Origin of the sequence: Pseudoalteromonas sp. S2721 (assembly GCF_005887425.1) — a bacterium.
GTDB lineage: Bacteria > Pseudomonadota > Gammaproteobacteria > Enterobacterales > Alteromonadaceae > Pseudoalteromonas > Pseudoalteromonas simplex.
Window position 1 is genome coordinate 1 of the sequence record NZ_PNCZ01000046.1, and the last position, 19,337, is coordinate 19,337.

14 protein-coding genes are annotated in these 19,337 nt (G+C 41.5%); 7 read left to right on the forward strand and 7 right to left on the reverse strand.

Annotated features, from left to right (window positions below; translation table 11 throughout):
* The 4 genes from odhB to argA all read left to right on the forward strand — a co-directional run.
* The coding region (gene odhB / locus CWC02_RS16645) for a 2-oxoglutarate dehydrogenase complex dihydrolipoyllysine-residue succinyltransferase (RefSeq protein WP_138619442.1) at window positions 1-934 on the forward strand (934 nt) is incomplete at its 5' end.
* A gap of 177 nt (window positions 935-1,111) precedes the next feature.
* Entirely contained in the window at window positions 1,112-2,278 is a 1,167-nt protein-coding gene (sucC, locus tag CWC02_RS16650) for an ADP-forming succinate--CoA ligase subunit beta (RefSeq protein ID WP_054551366.1), read from the forward strand.
* Entirely contained in the window at window positions 2,278-3,150 is an 873-nt protein-coding gene (gene sucD, locus CWC02_RS16655) for a succinate--CoA ligase subunit alpha (RefSeq protein WP_054551365.1), read from the forward strand. The genes sucC and sucD overlap by 1 nt, the downstream gene beginning before the upstream one ends.
* 194 nt (window positions 3,151-3,344) lie before the next feature.
* Window positions 3,345-4,685 (forward strand): amino-acid N-acetyltransferase, encoded by a 1,341-nt coding sequence (argA, locus tag CWC02_RS16660; RefSeq protein WP_138619444.1) that lies wholly within the window; start codon window positions 3,345-3,347, stop codon window positions 4,683-4,685.
* 76 nt (window positions 4,686-4,761) lie between these two features.
* Here argA and CWC02_RS16665 read toward each other — a convergent pair whose 3' ends face one another.
* Window positions 4,762-5,832, reverse strand: coding sequence for a DUF3083 family protein (locus CWC02_RS16665; RefSeq protein WP_138619447.1), 1,071 nt, complete (start codon window positions 5,830-5,832; stop codon window positions 4,762-4,764).
* A 228-nt stretch (window positions 5,833-6,060) separates the two neighbouring features.
* On the opposite strand from CWC02_RS16665, the gene glnS reads away from it, so the two are divergent.
* The gene (gene glnS, locus CWC02_RS16670; RefSeq protein ID WP_138619449.1) at window positions 6,061-7,728 is read left to right on the forward strand and encodes a glutamine--tRNA ligase; all 1,668 of its coding nucleotides are present in this window, start codon (window positions 6,061-6,063) and stop codon (window positions 7,726-7,728) included.
* An 86-nt stretch (window positions 7,729-7,814) separates the two neighbouring features.
* Here the strand turns inward: glnS and CWC02_RS16675 are convergent, their stop codons facing one another.
* Window positions 7,815-10,235: a TonB-dependent receptor gene (locus CWC02_RS16675; protein ID WP_138619494.1), complete on the reverse strand. Its 2,421-nt coding sequence runs from the start codon at window positions 10,233-10,235 to the stop codon at window positions 7,815-7,817.
* Between the two features lie 153 nt (window positions 10,236-10,388).
* Between CWC02_RS16675 and CWC02_RS16680 the strand changes: the two genes are divergently transcribed.
* A complete protein-coding gene (locus CWC02_RS16680) occupies window positions 10,389-10,916 on the forward strand; it encodes a YaeQ family protein (RefSeq protein ID WP_138619451.1) in 528 nt (175 codons plus the stop codon).
* Here CWC02_RS16680 and yfaE read toward each other — a convergent pair.
* The 5 genes from yfaE to ubiG all read right to left on the reverse strand — a co-directional run bounded on the left by yfaE (window position 10,913) and on the right by ubiG (window position 16,448).
* A complete protein-coding gene (gene yfaE, locus CWC02_RS16685) occupies window positions 10,913-11,185 on the reverse strand; it encodes a class I ribonucleotide reductase maintenance protein YfaE (protein ID WP_054551359.1) in 273 nt (90 codons plus the stop codon). The two genes, CWC02_RS16680 and yfaE, sit on opposite strands and share 4 nt — an antisense overlap.
* Window positions 11,185-12,315: a class Ia ribonucleoside-diphosphate reductase subunit beta gene (gene nrdB, locus CWC02_RS16690; RefSeq protein ID WP_138619454.1), complete on the reverse strand. Its 1,131-nt coding sequence runs from the start codon at window positions 12,313-12,315 to the stop codon at window positions 11,185-11,187. Before nrdB ends, yfaE begins: the two co-directional genes overlap by 1 nt.
* Before the next feature lie 70 nt (window positions 12,316-12,385).
* Window positions 12,386-14,671 (reverse strand): class 1a ribonucleoside-diphosphate reductase subunit alpha, encoded by a 2,286-nt coding sequence (gene nrdA / locus CWC02_RS16695; RefSeq protein WP_054551357.1) that lies wholly within the window; start codon window positions 14,669-14,671, stop codon window positions 12,386-12,388.
* Between the two features lie 392 nt (window positions 14,672-15,063).
* Window positions 15,064-15,738, reverse strand: coding sequence for an HAD family hydrolase (locus CWC02_RS16700; RefSeq protein ID WP_138619456.1), 675 nt, complete (start codon window positions 15,736-15,738; stop codon window positions 15,064-15,066).
* Window positions 15,738-16,448 (reverse strand): bifunctional 2-polyprenyl-6-hydroxyphenol methylase/3-demethylubiquinol 3-O-methyltransferase UbiG, encoded by a 711-nt coding sequence (gene ubiG, locus CWC02_RS16705; protein ID WP_058585083.1) that lies wholly within the window; start codon window positions 16,446-16,448, stop codon window positions 15,738-15,740. The genes CWC02_RS16700 and ubiG overlap by 1 nt, the downstream gene beginning before the upstream one ends.
* A gap of 176 nt (window positions 16,449-16,624) precedes the next feature.
* On the opposite strand from ubiG, the gene gyrA reads away from it, so the two are divergent.
* Window positions 16,625-19,321, forward strand: a complete 2,697-nt coding sequence (gyrA, locus tag CWC02_RS16710; RefSeq protein ID WP_138600685.1) for a DNA topoisomerase (ATP-hydrolyzing) subunit A — start codon at window positions 16,625-16,627, stop codon at window positions 19,319-19,321.
* Window positions 19,322-19,337 lie beyond the last annotated feature (16 nt).

Here is a 19,337-nt window from a genome sequence, read left to right on the forward strand (position 1 = left end):
GGCAGCAGCAGCTCCTAAAGCTGAAGCAGCACCAGCAAGCGAATCAAATGACAGCTCTGACGTATTAACACCGTCAGTTCGTCGTTTAATCGCTGAGAAAGGTCTTGATGCATCAAAAATCAAAGGTACTGGCAAAAATGGCCGTGTAACTAAAGAAGATGTTGATACATTCTTAAAAGCACCGGCAGCAGCGCCTAAAGCAGAAGCAGCAGCGCCAGCAGCACCTATGGGTGACCGTACGCAAAAACGTGTTCCTATGACTCGTTTACGTAAAACAATCGCTAATCGTCTTCTTGAAGCGAAAAACTCAACTGCAATGTTAACGACTTTCAACGAAGTTAACATGAAGCCAATCATGGATCTTCGTAAGCAGTACCAAGAAGTTTTCGAAAAGCGTCACGGTATCCGTTTAGGTTTCATGTCTTTCTACGTGAAAGCAGTAACTGAAGCACTTAAGCGTTTCCCTGAAGTAAATGCGTCTATCGACGGTGATGACATTGTTTATCACAACTACTTCGACATCAGCATCGCGGTTTCTACACCACGTGGTCTTGTTACACCAGTACTTAAAGACTGTGACAAGCTATCAGTTGCTGAAATCGAAAAAGGTATCCGTGAGCTAGCGCTTAAAGGTCGTGACGGTAAATTATCAATTGATGACATGACAGGTGGTAACTTCACTATCACTAACGGTGGTGTATTCGGTTCATTACTATCTACACCAATCATCAACTTACCACAGTCTTCAATTTTAGGTATGCACAAAATCCAAGAGCGTCCTATGGCTGTAAATGGTAAAGTTGAAATCTTACCAATGATGTACTTAGCGTTATCTTATGATCACCGCCAAATCGATGGTAAAGAATCAGTAGGTTTCTTAGTAACAATTAAAGAGTTACTTGAAGATCCGACTCGTTTACTACTAGATGTTTAATCTGGTTGTATGAAAACTAAGCTGTGAACCTCGTTCACAGCTTTTTTTTTGCGCCTTTGGTCTAACTGGGGTTTTCATGTGGAGCCTTGGGATTTATACTAAGTGCGCAATTTGGGATAGCTGTTTATTTTGCATAAATATTCAGCTCTTTTAGTATAAAAAATTGGATAAAGCATCATGAATTTGCATGAGTATCAGGCAAAACAACTTTTTGCCGAATATGGTTTACCAGTTTCTCAAGGTTTCGCTTGCGATACACCTGAAGAAGCTGCAGCAGCTGCTGAGAAAATCGGCGGTGATATGTGGGTTGTTAAAACACAGGTTCACGCAGGTGGCCGTGGTAAAGCTGGCGGTGTTAAGCTAGTTAAAACAATCGACGAAGTTAAAGAGTTCGCTGCGAACTGGTTAGGTAAAAACTTAGTTACTTACCAAACAGACGAAAATGGTCAGCCAGTAGCTAAAATCCTTGTTGAAAGCTGCACTGACATCGCTAACGAATTATACCTTGGCGCTGTAGTAGATCGTGCTTCTCGTAAAGTTGTTTTCATGGCATCTACTGAAGGTGGTGTTGAAATCGAGCAAGTTGCAGAAGAAACTCCAGAATTAATTCACAAAGCTGAGATCGATCCACTAGTTGGTCCTCAAGCTTACCAAGCTCGTGAATTAGGTTTCAAACTAGGTTTAAACCCTACTCAAATGAAACAGTTCGTTAAGATCTTCATGGGTCTTGCAAACATGTTCAACGATTTCGATTTCGCATTATTAGAAATCAACCCGCTAGTAATCACAGACGAAGGTAACCTTCACTGTCTAGACGGTAAAATCGGTGTAGATGGTAACGCGCTTTACCGTCAACCTAAAATCCGTGAAATGCACGATCCTTCACAAGAAGACGCGCGTGAAGCTCACGCTGCAAGCTTCGAGCTTAACTACGTTGCACTAGACGGTAACGTTGGTTGTATGGTTAACGGTGCAGGCCTAGCGATGGGTACTATGGACATCGTAAACCTACACGGTGGCAAGCCAGCTAACTTCCTAGATGTTGGTGGCGGCGCAACTAAAGAGCGTGTATCTGAAGCATTCAAGATCATCTTATCTGACGACAACGTTAAAGCTGTTTTAGTTAACATCTTTGGTGGTATCGTTCGTTGTGACATGATCGCAGAAGGTATCATCGGTGCAGTTAAAGAAGTAGGTGTAAATGTTCCTGTAGTAGTACGTTTAGAAGGTACTAACGCGGAACTTGGTCGTGAAGTACTAGCTAGTTCTGACCTTAACATCATCGCTGCTGAATCACTAACAGACGCAGCTGAAAAAGTTGTTGCTGCTGCGGAGGGCAAATAATGTCTGTATTAATCAATAAAGATACAAAAGTTATCTGTCAAGGTTTCACAGGTGGCCAAGGTACTTTCCACTCTGAGCAAGCGCTTGAGTACGGTACGCAAATGGTTGGTGGTGTAAGCCCAGGTAAAGGCGGTCAAACGCACCTTGGTCTTCCAGTATTCAACACAGTACGTGACGCTGTTGAAGCAACTGGCGCAACTGCATCAGTTATCTATGTACCAGCACCTTTCTGTAAAGATGCAATCTTAGAAGCTATCGATGCTGGCATCGAGCTAATCGTTTGTATCACTGAAGGTATCCCAACACTAGACATGGTTGACGTTAAAGTTAAGCTTGATGAAACTGGTGTTCGTATGATCGGTCCTAACTGCCCAGGTGTTATCACTCCGGGTGAAACTAAGATCGGTATCATGCCTGGTCACATCCACAAGCCTGGTAAAGTAGGTATCGTATCGCGTTCTGGTACTCTTACTTACGAAGCGGTTAAGCAAACTACTGACGCTGGTTTCGGCCAATCAACATGTGTTGGTATCGGTGGTGACCCAATCCCTGGCACTAACTTCATCGACGTTTTAGAAATGTTCGAAAAAGACGAGCAAACTGAAGCTATCGTTATGATCGGTGAAATCGGTGGTACTGCAGAAGAAGAAGCTGCAGAATACATCAAGCACAACGTGACTAAACCTGTTGTTTCTTACATTGCTGGTGTTACTGCACCTGCAGGTAAGCGTATGGGTCACGCTGGTGCAATCATCGCAGGCGGTAAAGGTACTGCTGATGAGAAATTTGCTGCATTAGAAGCTGCTGGCGTAAAAACTGTACGTTCATTAGCTGATATCGGTAATGCACTTAAAGAGAAAACAGGCTGGTAATCAGTTCTAATCTCTTAAAAAAGGCTCGCTTATGCGGGCCTTTTTTGTATCTGCCACTATCTTATAACATGCACGAAAATTCCACCTGCAAATTAAGAATAATAATGCTTTATTTGTGAATATAAATTCTCTACACTTGTTGCTTGTATATCTGTTTTTATTAAAACATTCGACTTTAATAAGGTAAATATTACGTGCGTACCACAGAATTGGTAGATGGATTTCGCCAGTCAACTCCATACGTTAATGCTCACCGCGGTAAAACATTCGTTGTTATGCTTGGCGGAGAGGCGATCGATCAGTCTGGTTGTCGCAGCATCATCAACGATGTCGCGTTATTAACTAGTCTTGGTATTAAGATTGTTTTAGTGTTTGGTGCTCGCCCACAGTTTAACGCCGCGCTTGAACAAGTTGGCATAACTAGTCAGTTTCATAATGAGATACGTGTAACTGATAACGCAACATTTGATGTAATTAAAAAAGTTGCGGGTGCAATGCAGTTTGATATAACCGCGCGTTTATCTACGTCTTTAAGTAGTACACCTATGTCTGGCTCATTTTTAAATGTGGTGAGTGGTAATTTTGTTATTGCTCAGCCTTTAGGTGTTGATGAAGGTGTTGACTATCATCATTCAGGTAGAGTGAGACGTATCGATGTTGCGGGTATTCGCCACCAGTTAGATAACAACGGAATTGTGCTGCTTGGGCCAATAGCGGCGTCTGTTACAGGTGAAAGCTTTAATTTAACTGCTGAAGAAATTGCTACGCAAGTAGCTCTCAAACTACGCGCCGATAAAATGCTTGGCTTTTGTAAAGAAGCCGGTATTTTGGATGAAAATGGTGAAGCAATTGCAGAGCTAATGCCAAATGAAGCTGAGCAGCTATTAGCAAGCTATCGCAAGCAACCAGATTCATGTTTAAGTGCTACTGTATTTTTACAAGCTGCAATTGATGCTTGTCGAGGTGGCGTGCATCGTTGCCACCTTGTTAGCTATAAAGAGGATGGCGCATTACTTCAAGAGTTATTCTCTTTAGATGGTATTGGTACACAAATCGCACCACAAAGCTCTGAGCAATTACGAAGTGCCAGTATTGCTGATATTACCGGTATCATTAACCTTATTAGACCCCTTGAACAGCAAGGCTATTTGGTTCGTCGTTCTCGTGAACAGCTAGAAATTGAAATTGAACAATTTACGGTTATTGAGCGTGATGGACTTATCATAGCCTGTGCGGCTTTGTATCCGTTTGCTGATGAACAAGTAGGGGAGTTTGCAAGTTTGGCTGTCCACCCTCAGTACCGAGATGCCGACCGCGGCAGTTATCTACTGAGGTTTATTATTAATAAGGCTAAACGTGCAGGTTATTCGCATTTATTTGCTCTCACTACACGCAGCATTCACTGGTTTTTAGAGCAAAGTTTTGAAATAGTGACAGTTGATGAGCTACCTGCGAAGAAAAAAGCGCTTTATAACCATGAACGCCGCTCTAAAGTATTGCGTCTAGATTTAACTAAGCTAGGTAATAAGAGGTGACGCATGTGTCACCTCTTATATACCCAAACCACCCCAAGGTGCGAGTTTCAGCATATTGAGGGGCTTGGGTATACTCTTAATATTGATAGTTAATGTGCTGATAAAAACGCACACGTAAATCTTGGCGAGTTGGATTAAATGCCAGCTCGTCAGTAACTTCATTTATCGCACTTTGCACTTGATTCATAAACTTACCATAACCAATGTCATGCTTGTCTTTATCGGCTGCGGCAATCACAAAATGTAGTGAATCTACAAGTTGAGCTGCATCCCAATACTGTTGTAATTGCACCTGCTCAGAGCTGCAATCAAAGGTCAGCTTTTGCAGTTCGCTGTTACTTTGTGCGTTATCAATATTGCTATTACGAACAATAGGGCGGGTACCGTTAGCGATGAAAGCGCCGAGTGTTAATCCGCGTTTATCACATGCTCGTTTGAATGCATCAAAGATGTATTGATAAAACTGCGTATAATTCTCTTCATTCAACATATGCTGAAATTGCGTTTTAATGGCGCGAGTTACTGGAAGCGAAAACCCAGCGTATGTCATCTCACTGTGTTCATTTGGCACATGACATTGGCGAGACTGGTAACGTGGGTATAAGCTACGTAATTTATAGCCATAGCTTTCTTTGTGACCTTTTGCTTTAGCAAATAAATCATAAGTTAGATGTTGGTGGTCACGAATTTTAAGAGGTGGTTGGCCGCTTAGTAGCTTTTCTTGTAATGAGTTGATCACTCTTTGCACATTATGATGAAAACTAGCCGCATGAGCGCGAATATCTTTACCAGTCGCTAAGAATAATAAACGAATTTTTTTGCATTTTTGCTCACCATCAGCAAATACATTATGTGCTTCATGGTATTGTGGGTTATAGAAAAACAAAATCTGCTTAGCGGTTTCTAAGCTATATGCCTCATCATGGTAACGAACCACGGGTAATTTATCGTTGGCGATTAGGTGTACATTATGTAATTCATACTCATCACATAGTGCAAATAACTCCCTTGCAAGACGCTTATAAGCACAGCTCACATTGGTGAACTGGGCAAAAAACTCATCAGTAGGTTTAAATTCAACTAACACATACTGGTTTGCACGTGCTGAGCTTGGAATATAGACTCGATGTTGATTGAGCGAAGCCATCTTTTTTCCTTATTGGTAGTGAAACTGACGGCACTATATCGCTAGTCAATGATCATTTTATTGCGTTAGAACAATTTTTTTACCGATTTTGTCGAGTCTGTGAACTATGTATTCAACAATCGACGTAATATCTTCAATAAACATGATGCAACCACTGTATGTTAGGGTTTGTTTTTGTAATAATGCATTAGTTTTGTCACCATGCAATATTCAGAGGATTATGCTCCTATGGCGGAAATTGAGAATCGCCCAAGTAACTTTATTAGAACGCGTATCGACGAAGATCTAGCAAGCGGTAAGCATGCGACTACACACACGCGTTTTCCACCAGAACCAAACGGTTTTTTACACATTGGTCATGCAAAGTCTATTTGTTTAAATTTTGGTATCGCCCAAGATTATCAAGGTCTTTGTAACTTACGTTTTGATGATACGAATCCAGAAAAAGAAGACATCAACTACGTAAACTCGATTAAAGAAGATGTGCAGTGGTTAGGTTTTCAGTGGGATGGTGAAATTAAGTATTCATCTAACTATTTCGATGCGTTATACGGCTATGCTGTTGAGCTTATCGAAAAAGGCCTAGCATATGTGTGTTTCTTATCGCCAGATCAAGCCCGTGAATACCGTGGTACTTTAAAAGAGCCAGGTAAAAACAGCCCATACCGTGATACACCAGTTGAAGAAAACCTAGCGTTATTCGAAAAAATGCGTAATGGCGAATTCAAAGAAGGTGAATGTGTACTGCGTGCTAAAATCGATATGGCAAGCTCATTCATGGTATTGCGTGATCCAATTTTATACCGTGTACGTTTTGCTCATCACCACCAAACAGGTGACAAGTGGTGCATTTACCCAATGTACGACTTCACGCACTGTATTTCAGATGCGCTAGAAGGTATTACACATTCATTATGTACGCTTGAGTTCCAAGATAACCGTCGTTTATACGATTGGGTATTAGATAACATCAGCCTTGAGTGTCATCCGCAACAAATCGAGTTCTCACGATTAAATCTTGAGTACACCATTATGTCTAAGCGTAAATTAAACGACTTAGTAGTAAATGGTCATGTTGAAGGCTGGGACGACCCACGTATGCCAACGATTGCTGGTCTACGTCGTCGTGGTTATACACCTGCATCAGTGCGTGAGTTCTGTTCTCGTATCGGTATCACTAAACAAGAAAACATGGTTGAAATGGGCATGCTAGAAGCTTGTATCCGTGAAGACCTAAATGAACATGCACCTCGTGCAATGGCTGTTCTTGATCCGGTGAAGATTGTTATCGAAAACTATGACGCAGATAAAGTAGAAACATTGTCTGTAGCTAATCACCCGAATAAAGAAGAGATGGGTCGCCGTGACGTACCTTTCACTCGTGAACTTTATATCGAGCGTGAAGACTTCCGTGAAGAAGCAAACAACAAGTTTAAGCGTTTAGTTCTTGATAAAGAAGTACGTTTACGTGGTGCGTATGTAATTAAAGCTGAGCGCGTTGAAAAAGACGAAAACGGCGAAATTACAACTATCTACTGTTCTTACGATCCTGAAACTCTGGGTAAAAACCCAAGCGATGGCCGTAAGGTTAAAGGTGTAATTCACTGGGTATCAGCGAGTGAATCTATCACAGCTGAAGTTCGTTTATACGACCGTTTATTTAACGTGCCTAACCCAGCGGCAGCAGAAGACTTTAACGCAACACTAAACCCTGAATCACTTGTGGTTCTTGAAAATGCGAAAGTTGAGCCGTCACTTGCAAATGCACAAGCAGAGCAGGGCTTCCAGTTTGAGCGTACAGGTTACTTCTGTCGTGATAGCAAAGCAGAAACCTTAGTATTCAATCAAACTGTGGGTCTTCGTGATTCATGGGCGAAGATTGAACAAAAGGGCTAATAGCTAATTTTGTTAAGTTTCTATGCTTAATAAAAAACCCTTTCACTTTAAAAGTGAGAGGGTTTTTTTATAACTATTAAAAGCGATTAGAAATAACCGCGAATACCCAAGCTGAAGTTACGACCAGGTAGTGGTGCTTTTTCTTTAATGAATGAGCTGTGTACGAAACCAAGTTCATCGGTTAAGTTGTCAACATTGATGTAAAGCTGTGTATCAACAGGACCTAAGTCAAGTTGGTAGTTAGCTGATGCATCAAATAGGGTATAGCCGTCAGTTTTTGTCTCGTAAGCAGTAATGTCAGACTGCTCAAAATAATGAGTACCGGTTAGGCTAAACTTCCAATCAGACACTGTGTACTGTAATTCAGAACCCAGTTTATTAGCCGGAATACGAGGTAAGTAACCTTCATCATCTTTTAGCTTAGCCGTTGTTGAATCACCAAACACTTTAACTAACGCACTTGGCGTCACTTGATAATGTACGTCAAATTCAATACCGTATAATTTCGCATCTTTACTTGTGAATTGGTAAACCGCCATTGCATCTTCATCTGCATCAGCTGCTGATTCTAAGCCATGCTCTTCATCAAAAACTAAACCGGTATTTTGCTGGTAGTAGTAGTTTTCAATGTCGTTATAGAAGAAGTTAACTGTGTAACCAAAGTCACCAATAAAACGACGGAAACTTAAATCAAAGTTAGTTGCAGTTTCTTGCTTGATATCTTCTGGCTCAAAATGAATTTCGCCATCTTCAATATGATAACCAAGGCCTAGCTCATAAGTACCTGTTGCGATATGAATACCGTTTGAAAGTAATTCAGCACTTAGCGGCGCACGTTCTGAACGTGATACACTCAGAGCAACACTTTGGCCTTCTTGATATTGCCAAATTGCACCTGCAGATAAGCCTAGATTTGTGAAATCTTCACTGTAGTTAATTATTTCAGCTTCTTCTTCGTCATGGTGCTCTTCTTCCTCTTCATGATCGTGATCGTGATCATGATGATGCTCAGCCATGCTTACAGCAGAATCGATTTGATAATCTTCAAGGCGTGCACCTAGCTCAATGGTCACATCACCAAACTGGCGCTCTTCAAGAACGAATAACGCGTTTGTTTTAGTGACACTTGCTGGCGTAAAGGCTTCTTCACCATCTGCATCATAGTCAGACTCAGTGTAGTGATAACCAGCCATACCGTGCCAAAGGCCTAACTTGTGCTCAACGGTTGCACGTGCTTCGGTTGTTTTGTTTGTAAACACGGTGCCCACTGCACCATCTTCGATTTCAGCGTGTTTGTAGTCTGTGTAGCCAACGCGTAGTGAGATATTTTCAATCCAGTTATCATGAAGTGCATAGCTCATGTAGCCTTGCCAGCGGTCTTGCTCTAGCTGTGCAAATACTGATTCTTCGTGCTCTTCTTCACCTTCATGTTCGTCATGATCTTCCTCTTCTTCATGATGATGATGCTCATGAGCAGGAATACCGTAATCTGTTTCGATGCGGCCGAATGACACACCTAGCGTTAGGTGATCGCCCACGTAACTAGTACCAAAGTTAACTGTTTGGCTATCGATAAAGGTGTTTTCTACGCTGTTAGCTGTATCGTGTTCTTCATGCTCTTCACCTTCATGCTCCTCGTGCTCTTCATGTTCCTCAGGAAGCTCAAAGTTCGGTGTGTCGTAATCGTGACCTTTGCGCTTAGTACCGTCAAAATGGAAGTTGAAACCATCGTTACCGGTTTCAAGTTTTGCAGCATAGGTGTTGGTATTAGATACTGTATCGTGTGTATATTGAGCAGCACCGGTTAAAGACTCGATGTTATCGGTAGGAATACGGTTATCAACAACGTTCACCACACCACCGATAGCGCCAGAGCCATAAAGTAGAGTAGCAGGGCCGCGAAGTACTTCGATTTGCTCTGCTGCTAGGCTGTCATTTGATGTTGCGTGGTCAGGGCCTATACGAGATGCATCACTGCTATCAAGGCCATTTTGGGTGATCTTCACACGCGGACCATCTAAACCACGAATAATTGGGCTTGATGAAACTGGGCCAAAGTAGCTAGCATTAACGCCCGGTAAACCTTTTAGTGTTTCGCCTAATGTCGGTTTTGCTTTGTCTTTTAACTCATCACCGGCTAAAACATTCACAGGCGAAATCATTTCAAGACTATTTTTATGAAGCGCTGATGCATAAACAACAACCGTTTCAACTGAGGTTGGTGTAAGCGTAACCACAACATTTTGGTCTTCGCCATTAATAGCAATACGCTTATCGATGAAATTGTTTTTACTGATGTGAAGCTGACCTTTATTGTCTACATCAATTTTAAACTGACCTTGTTTGTCAGTCACAACGCTTTGTGATTTGCCGTGTACATGTATTTCAGCATTGCTGATAGGTTGTTGGTTTTTATCTAATACTTGACCTGTGATCACAGCAGCCATTGTTGATTGAGAAAACAGCGCAGCGGCAACAGCACTAGAAAGAATTGAAACTTGTTTCATCATTACTACTTCTAAGTTTGTTGTTGAGTGTTGCGTTATATTATAACGCTGAAAATATTAATCGCAATAACGTTATACTATAACTTTACCTGAAGTCGCGATTTTATCACCATACACTATACTTAGACTGTTACACTGAGATGGCTGAATCTTATGTCTGATAAAAATAGGGTATTCAAAGCAAATTTTACTATTGCTGATTTAAGAGAGCATCGTAATCACAAAGAGGTGTTTACCACTGCTTGTGACCGTCGTGAAAGCTATCAACACTTTGTACTCAAGCTTTTAAGTTATTGCTTATTTTCACACAAAGAAACAGCCATATTGAATGCAAGGTTCAGTCATGCTGAACCAGATGTGTCAATAAAAGCGCTTGATGACCACTATCAAACATGGCTTGCTGTTGACCAACCGGATATTGTGCAGCTTAATAAAATCGCGAAGCGGGTTGATGAACTGTGGGTCGTGACAACCTTAAACAACGACTGGCTTAAAGAAAATGAGCACCAGTTGGATCTGATCAATAATGGCCATTTAATTGCGTTTGATGACAGCTTCATTGAGGAATTAGCGAGTCATCTAACTAAAAATCTGCAGTGGGATGTTACGATTGATCAGCAAATGGTGAGTGTGTCAGATAAAGAAAATTTCTACCAAACGAGTAAGCTTATTTGGCATTAAAGCTCAATTTTTACCTTGCCATTGGGTTTACTACAACACAGCAATACTTCACCAGTTCTAACAAAAGCAAGCGGCTCTTGATTGTAGCTCACATCACCTTCGACTAATTTTGCACGGCATGCGCCACAATAACCTTCACGGCATTGGTAGGGGACATCTATTTTGTGTTGTTCTAGGCATTCAAGGAGAGATGAACAGCCAGAATCAAATTCAAGATTCTGGCTGTCTGTTCCTGCAAGGATAACCTCTGCAGTGGTGTTTGAGCTCATTACAGGTCGAAGTCACCAAAGTCAGATGCATCAACTTGAGAGTCAATTTGACCAACAAGGTAAGAGCTGATTTCAGCTTCTTGTGGGGCAACTTGAACGTTGTCTGATACTAACCAAGAGTTGATCCACGGAATAGGGTTACTCTTACTTTCAAACTGTGTAGGTAGGCCTACCGCAGTCATACGTGCATTAGTGATGTATTCAACGTATTGGCATAAGATATCTTTGTTAAGACCAATCATAGAACCATCCTTGAACAGGTATTCTGCCCAATCTTTTTCTTGTTCTGCTGCTTCAACAAACATCTGAATTGCTTCTTCACGACATTGTGCTGCAACGATTGCCATTTCTGGGTCGTCTTTACCTTCTTGCATAATGTTCAAGATGTGCTGTGTGCCAGATAAGTGTAGCGCTTCATCACGGGCGATTAGCTTGATGATTTTTGCGTTACCTTCCATTAATTCACGCTCAGCGAAAGCAAATGAACAAGCAAAGCTTACATAGAAACGAATCGCTTCTAAGATGTTAACCGACATCATTGCTAGGTAAAGTTGCTTTTTAAGGTCAAACAAGCTGACTTTAACTTCTTCACCGTTGATCACATGTTTACCTTCACCATATAGGTTGTAAACAGAAATCATGTTAATTAAATCATCGTAGTACTTAGTTACCGCATCAGCACGCTCACTGATCTTCTCGTTGCTTACGATATCGTCAAAGATAAGTTCAGGAGATTGCGTAACGTTACGAATAATGTGCGTGTATGAACGGCTGTGAATGGTTTCACTGAACGCCCATGTTTCAATCCAAGTTTCTAACTCAGGAATAGACACAATAGGTAATAACGCAACGTTAGGTGAACGGCCTTGTACACTATCAAGAAGCGTTTGATATTTTAAGTTACTTAAAAATATGTGCTTTTCGTGTTCTGGTAACGCTTGGAAGTCAAGACGGTCTTTACTTACATCAACTTCTTCAGGACGCCAAAAGAACGAAAGTTGCTTTTCGATTAGCTTTTCGAAGATAGGGTACTTTTGTTGGTCGTAACGTGACACGTTTACCGTTTGGCCGAAAAACATCGGTTCTTGTAATTGGTTATTATGATTTCGGCTAAAAGTTGTATATGACATAGTGATTTCTCAAAAAACAGTCAGGACAAAGCGGGCTAATGAGCCCGCTTTTGTTATGTTATTAATTTAATTAGATTTTACAAGCGCCGCCTGCACAACCGTCATCTTCTACCTCTGGTGTTAACTCATCTTGAGAGTCTGATGCACCATCACGTGTGTTGTGATAGTACAGGGTTTTAACACCAAGTTTATACGCAGTCAGTAGGTCTTTTAATAGCACCTTCATAGGTACTTTACCGCCTTCGTACTTAGATGGATCATAGTTAGTGTTTGCAGAGATCGTTTGGTCAACGAATTTTTGCATAATACCAACCAGCTGTAGGTAACCATCGTTTGAAGGAATATCCCACAGTAGCTCGTAGTTATCTTTCAGATTTTCATAATCTGGCACTACTTGCTTTAAGATACCATCTTTACTTGCTTTAACGCTGATATGACCACGTGGTGGCTCGATACCATTTGTCGCGTTAGAGATTTGCGATGATGTCTCTGAAGGCATAAGGGCAGATAGCGTTGAGTTACGCATACCGTGCTCTTTAATGCTCTCGCGTAATGAATCCCAATCTAAGTGAAGAGGCTCATCACAGAACTGATCTAGGTCACGTTTGTAAGTATCTGTTGGCATAATGCCTTGAGAATACGTTGTCTCGTTAAATTTAGGACACGCACCACGTTCTTTCGCTAACTCATTTGATGCTTTCATTAGGTAATATTGAATTGCTTCAAATGTCTTGTGAGTTAGGGCATTTGCGCTGCCATCTGAGTAACGCTTACCATTTTTCGCTAAGTAGTACGCGTAGTTAATAACACCAATACCTAGCGTACGACGACCCATAGTCGCGTTTTTAGCCGCAGGAACAGGGTAGTCTTGGAAATCAAGTAAGTTATCAAGGGCACGTACTGCAAGTTCAGCAAGCTCTTCTAATTCATCAAGTGATTCAATTGCACCTAAGTTAAACGCCGACAGCGTACAAAGTGCAATTTCACCTTCTTCATCCATTACATTGCTAAGTGGCTTAGTTGGTAATGCAATTTCTAAACATAAGTTAGATTGACGAATTGGTGCCACAGTCGAGATGAAGGGGCTGTGCGTATTACAGTGGTCAACGTTTTGCAAGTAGATACGACCTGTGCTCGCACGCTCTTGTGCAAACATTGAGAATAACTCAATCGCCTTAATACGTTTTTTACGAATTGACTCGTCTTGCTCGTATTTGATGTATAGCTCATCAAACTTTGCTTGATCTTCAAAGAACGCATCGTATAGACCTGGTACATCTGAAGGGCTAAATAATGTGATGTAATCGTCTTTGATTAAACGGCTATACATTAATTTATTGAATTGCACACCGTAGTCAAGGTGACGTACACGGTTATCATCAACACCACGGTTGTTCTTAAGAACAAGTAGGTTTTCAACTTCTAAGTGCCAAAGTGGGTAGAACAGTGTTGCTGCGCCGCCACGAACACCACCTTGTGAACAGCTCTTAACTGCTGTTTGGAAGTGCTTATAAAACGGAATACAACCTGTGTGGTACGCTTCGCCGTTACGAATAGGGCTACCAAGGGCACGGATGCGACCGGCATTAATACCAATACCTGCACGTTGCGAAACATATTTAACAATCGCAGACGATGTTGCATTAATAGAATCTAGGCTATCACCACATTCAATAAGTACACATGAGCTGAACTGGCGTGTAGGGGTACGAACACCAGCCATGATAGGTGTCGGTAATGAAATTTTGAATGTAGATACTGCATCATAAAAACGCTTGATGTAATCAAGGCGTGTCTCTTTTGGATAATCAGAGAATAAGCTTGCAGCAACTAAGATATATAAAAACTGTGCACTTTCGTAGATTTCACCAGTAACACGGTTTTGAACTAAATACTTACCTTCAAGTTGCTTTACAGCAGCGTAGCTGAAGTTTAAGTCACGGTTGTGATCAATGTAAGCATCTAACTCGTCAATTTCTTGCTCGGTATAATCAACAAGTAGGTGTTGATCATAACGCTTGTCTTCAACTAATTTCGTGATGTGATCGTATAAGCGCGGCGGCTCAAATTGACCATATGCTTTTTTACGTAAATGGAATACAGCTAAGCGAGCAGCGAGGTATTGGTAATCAGGCGTATCTTTAGAGATCTGATCAGCTGCAGCTTTGATGATTGTTTCATGAATGTCATCGGTACGAATGCCGTCATAAAATTGAATGTGTGATTTTAATTCAACTTGTGAGACAGACACATTCTCTAGACCTTCTGCGGCCCAAGCGATCACGCGATGGATCTTATCTAGATCAAGTGACTCTTTACGGCCGTCACGTTTGCTTACAGATAGCTGTTGGTTCATAGTTTTGCCTGTATTCCTTGGGAAATTTTAGTTGTAAGACAAAGGTATTCTTTAATGTAATTATTATTATTCAACACCAAGATAAACTAATTGAATAACATTTAGCCACAATATCTGGTGTTGTTTAAATTGCAGATCACAAGATAGTGTGGTCTGAGTTGTTTTGCAAGGGATAGAATTGCCCCAATTTGTGGATAACTATTGGATAAGCGCATTGTGTTAGTAACCATTAACCTTTGAACATTCATAGACGACGAAATTTGTAGAAATCAACAAAAGATCCAGAAAATTTACCGTTTTGAAAAATAAATTTTGACTGATTTTTTTATCATCAATGAATGCTCAAAAGTAAATCAAATCACAATATATGGTGTTTCAGTTATCAAATAACACTATATATGGTTGAAACCATCAATCGGCGTTTGCCAATTGAAATCCGCTTGCCAGCCAAGTGCAGCGTCTACACTGGGTATATAACCCCATAACGCTGTTGCGCTATACATGTTGGCTGCTTTTGCTGCTTGAATATCACGTTCAGCATCACCGATATATAAACAACGGCTTGGATCAACATCTAAGATCTCAGCAGTGTGTAATAGTGGATCCGGTGATGGTTTTGACACAGCTAATGTATCGCCACTCACAACTGCCTTTGCATCACGCAAAGAGGGAATAGCTTGCACTAAGGGCTCAGTTAAAAAGCCGGGCTTATTAGTCATAATGCCCCACTTAATATTGTTTTGCTCAAGTGCAATTAAAAGCTGTTCGATGCCGTTGAAGCATTTACTGTGCACAGCAATATCTTCGGCGTAATAGTCAAGAAGCTGCTGGCGCAAGGCGAGTTGTTCAAGTTCGGGCCATTTATCCCCAAACCCTACTTCTAATAATGCATTTGCACCGTTAGACGCAACAGGGCGATAAACATGCTCAGCAACAGGCGCCACATTGGAGTCTGCTAACACGCGGTTTAATGCACCACCTAAGTCATCCGCGGTATCGAGTAGTGTGCCATCTAAATCAAAGATAAACGCATCAAAATCGATAGAGGGTGTTTGCACACCACTCATTAGGCTAGTTTCTCAAAGTGCAGGATGTAATTAACACTTACATCATCATTTAAGCTGTACTGCTTAGAAAACGGGTTATAGTGAAGGCCGGTACTGGCGCGTACTTTTAATCCTGCTTCTTCTGCCCATGCAATAAGCTGCGCAGGTTTGATAAACTTTTTATGGTCATGCGTACCTTCAGGCACCATCTTTAAAAGCTTTTCAGCACCGACAATAGCAAACAAGTAGGCTTTTGGTGTTTTATTTAATGTTGAAAAGAACACATCAGCGCCCGGTTTAGCAAGTTCTGCTACAGCACGAATAATAGAAGCAGGGTCTGGAACATGCTCAAGCATTTCCATACAAGTCACTACATCAAAGCGAGCAGGGTGCTCAGCAGCGAATTGCTCTGCAGGTACTTTTATATAATCAACAGGTACGCCTGTTTCTAAACTATGTAACTTAGCAACGGTAAGTGGCTCTTGGCCCATATCGATACCGGTTACTTTAGCGCCCATACGTGCCATACTTTCACTTAAGATGCCGCCACCACAGCCAACATCTAAGGTTTCCTTATCAAATAAGCCGCCTACTTTATCAGCGACAAAATCCAAACGTAGAGGATTTATTTCATGAAGGGGTTTGAACTCTCCGTCGCGGTCCCACCAACGTTCTGCGATGGCTTCAAACTTTGCAATTTCTGCATTATCTACATTTTGATGCTCGGTCATAAAAAACTTCCTCGTTAATCTGAGGCCATTATATAGGGGGAAATTAATAAATCGCAAAGATTTAGCGCCTGTAAATCTAAATAAATTGTGATAGCATGGTCTGGAAATAATAACTAAAGCTCTTAAGACGGCGGTTTGCCTCTTAATGAGTCAATACTGAAGGAATGTGAAATCAAATGACTGATCTCGCCAATGAAATTCTGCCAGTCAATATTGAAGATGAATTAAAAAACTCCTACCTTGATTACGCGATGAGTGTAATCGTAGGACGTGCATTGCCAGACGTACGTGACGGCTTAAAGCCAGTTCACCGCCGCGTTCTATTTGCAATGAACGAACTCAATAATGATTGGAATAAACCTTACAAGAAATCAGCACGTGTTGTTGGTGATGTAATCGGTAAGTACCACCCACATGGCGACAGCGCGGTATATGACACCATCGTTCGTATGGCGCAGCCTTTCTCATTACGCTACATGCTTGTTGACGGCCAAGGTAACTTTGGTTCTGTTGACGGTGACTCTGCGGCAGCAATGCGTTATACGGAAGTCCGTATGGCGAAAATGTCACATGAATTATTAGCTGATTTAGAAAAAGAAACGGTTGATTACGTACCTAACTACGACGGTACTGAGCAAATTCCTGACGTATTACCTACAAAAGTACCTAACTTATTAGTAAATGGTTCTTCGGGTATCGCGGTTGGTATGGCGACGAACATTCCACCTCATAACTTAACAGAAGTTATCAATGGTTGTTTAGCGCTTATTCAAAACCCTGATATGTCAATTGCTGACCTTATTGAATATATCCCAGGTCCAGATTTCCCGACTGCGGCGATTATCAATGGTAAAAAAGGCATTGAGCAAGCGTACTTAACCGGTCGTGGTAAAGTATATATCCGTGCTCGCGCTGAAATCGAAGTTGACGAAAAAACCGGTCGTGAAACAATCATCGTTCACGAAATCCCTTATCAAGTTAACAAAGCACGCCTAATCGAAAAGATCGCAGAGCTTGTTAAAGATAAGAAGATTGAAGGTATTAGTGCACTACGTGACGAATCTGATAAAGACGGTATGCGTATCGTTATCGAAATCAAACGTGGTGATGTTGGTGAAGTAATCTTAAACAACCTATATGCACAAACTCAGTTACAAACTGTGTTTGGTATGAACATGGTTGCACTTGATAACAACCAACCTAAGTGTTTCAACTTAAAAGAAATGCTTGAAGCGTTTATCGTACACCGTCGTGAAGTTGTTACACGTCGTACTGTATTCGATTTACGTAAAGCCCGTGACCGTGCTCACACGCTTGAAGGCTTAGCGATTGCACTTGCGAATATCGACCCAATTATCGAGCTTATTCGTAAGTCACCAACACCAGCTGAAGCAAAAGCGGCACTAACAGCACGTTCTTGGGAATTAGGCACTGTTAAAGCAATGCTTGAAAAAGCAGGTGAAGATAACGTAGCACGTCCTGATTGGTTAGCGGCTGATCTAGGTATCCGTGACGGTCAGTACTATTTATCTGAGCAACAAGCACAAGCAATTCTAGACTTACGTTTACACAAACTAACAGGTCTTGAGCATGAGAAGATCTTAGACGAGTATCAAACACTTCTTGATCTAATTGCTGAGCTTTTACACATTCTTTCAAGCCCAGAGCGTTTAATGGAAGTTATCCGCGACGAGCTAGTAGAAATTAAAGAGCAATATGGTGACGAACGTCGTACTGAAATCAGTGCAGCAGCTCACGATATTAGCCTTGAAGACCTAATTAATGAAGAAGACGTTGTTGTAACGCTTTCTCACGAAGGTTACGTTAAGTATCAACCATTATCGGATTACGAAGCACAGCGTCGTGGTGGTAAAGGTAAGTCAGCAACGAAGATGAAAGATGAAGACTTCATCGAACGTCTATTAGTTGCAAATACCCACGATACAATCTTATGTTTCTCAACAGCAGGTCGCTTATACTGGTTGAAAGTATATCAGTTACCATTAGCAAGCCGTGCAGCGCGTGGTAAGCCAATTGTTAACTTATTACCACTTGAAGCTGATGAACGTATTACTGCTATCTTACCAGTACGTGAGTACGAAGAAGATAAATACATCTTCATGGCAACTGCGTTTGGTACAGTCAAGAAAACACCACTTACAGCATACAGCCGTCAACGTGCGAGCGGTATCATCGCTGTTAACCTAAATGAAGGCGATAGCCTAATTGGTGTTGATATCACTGATGGCACGAATGAAATCATGCTATTCACTGATGCAGGTAAAGTTGTTCGCTTTAAAGAAGCAGAAGAGTCAGCAGTTGTTGATGAAAACGGTAACCCAGTTCTAGACGAAAACGGTAACCCAGAAATCCGCTTCAAAGGTGTACGTCCAATGGGTCGTACAGCAACAGGTGTTCGTGGTATTAAGATGGCTGACGACCAACGCGTTGTGTCGTTAATCGTACCTAAGTCAGATGGCGCAATCCTAACTGTGACAGAAAACGGTTATGGTAAGCGTACTGCACTTGAAGATTACCCATCGAAGAGCCGTGCAACACAAGGTGTTGTATCAATCAAAGTAAGCGAGCGTAATGGCGCTGTGGTTGGTGCAGTACAAGTTGACGATAACGACGAAATCATGATTATCTCGAATCGCGGTACCTTAGTACGTACTCGTGTAAATGAGGTTTCTACGGTTGGTCGTAATACTCAAGGCGTTATTTTGATACGAACTATTGACGAAGAGCAAGTAGTTGGTTTACAACGTATCGAAGAAATCGAAGTTGATGAGCTTGAAGCCATCGAAGGCGAGGCCGTTGAAGTAGTCGATACCAATACTGAAGAAACGGGTGATAACCCACCTTCAGAATAACATTGATTTAAAAAGC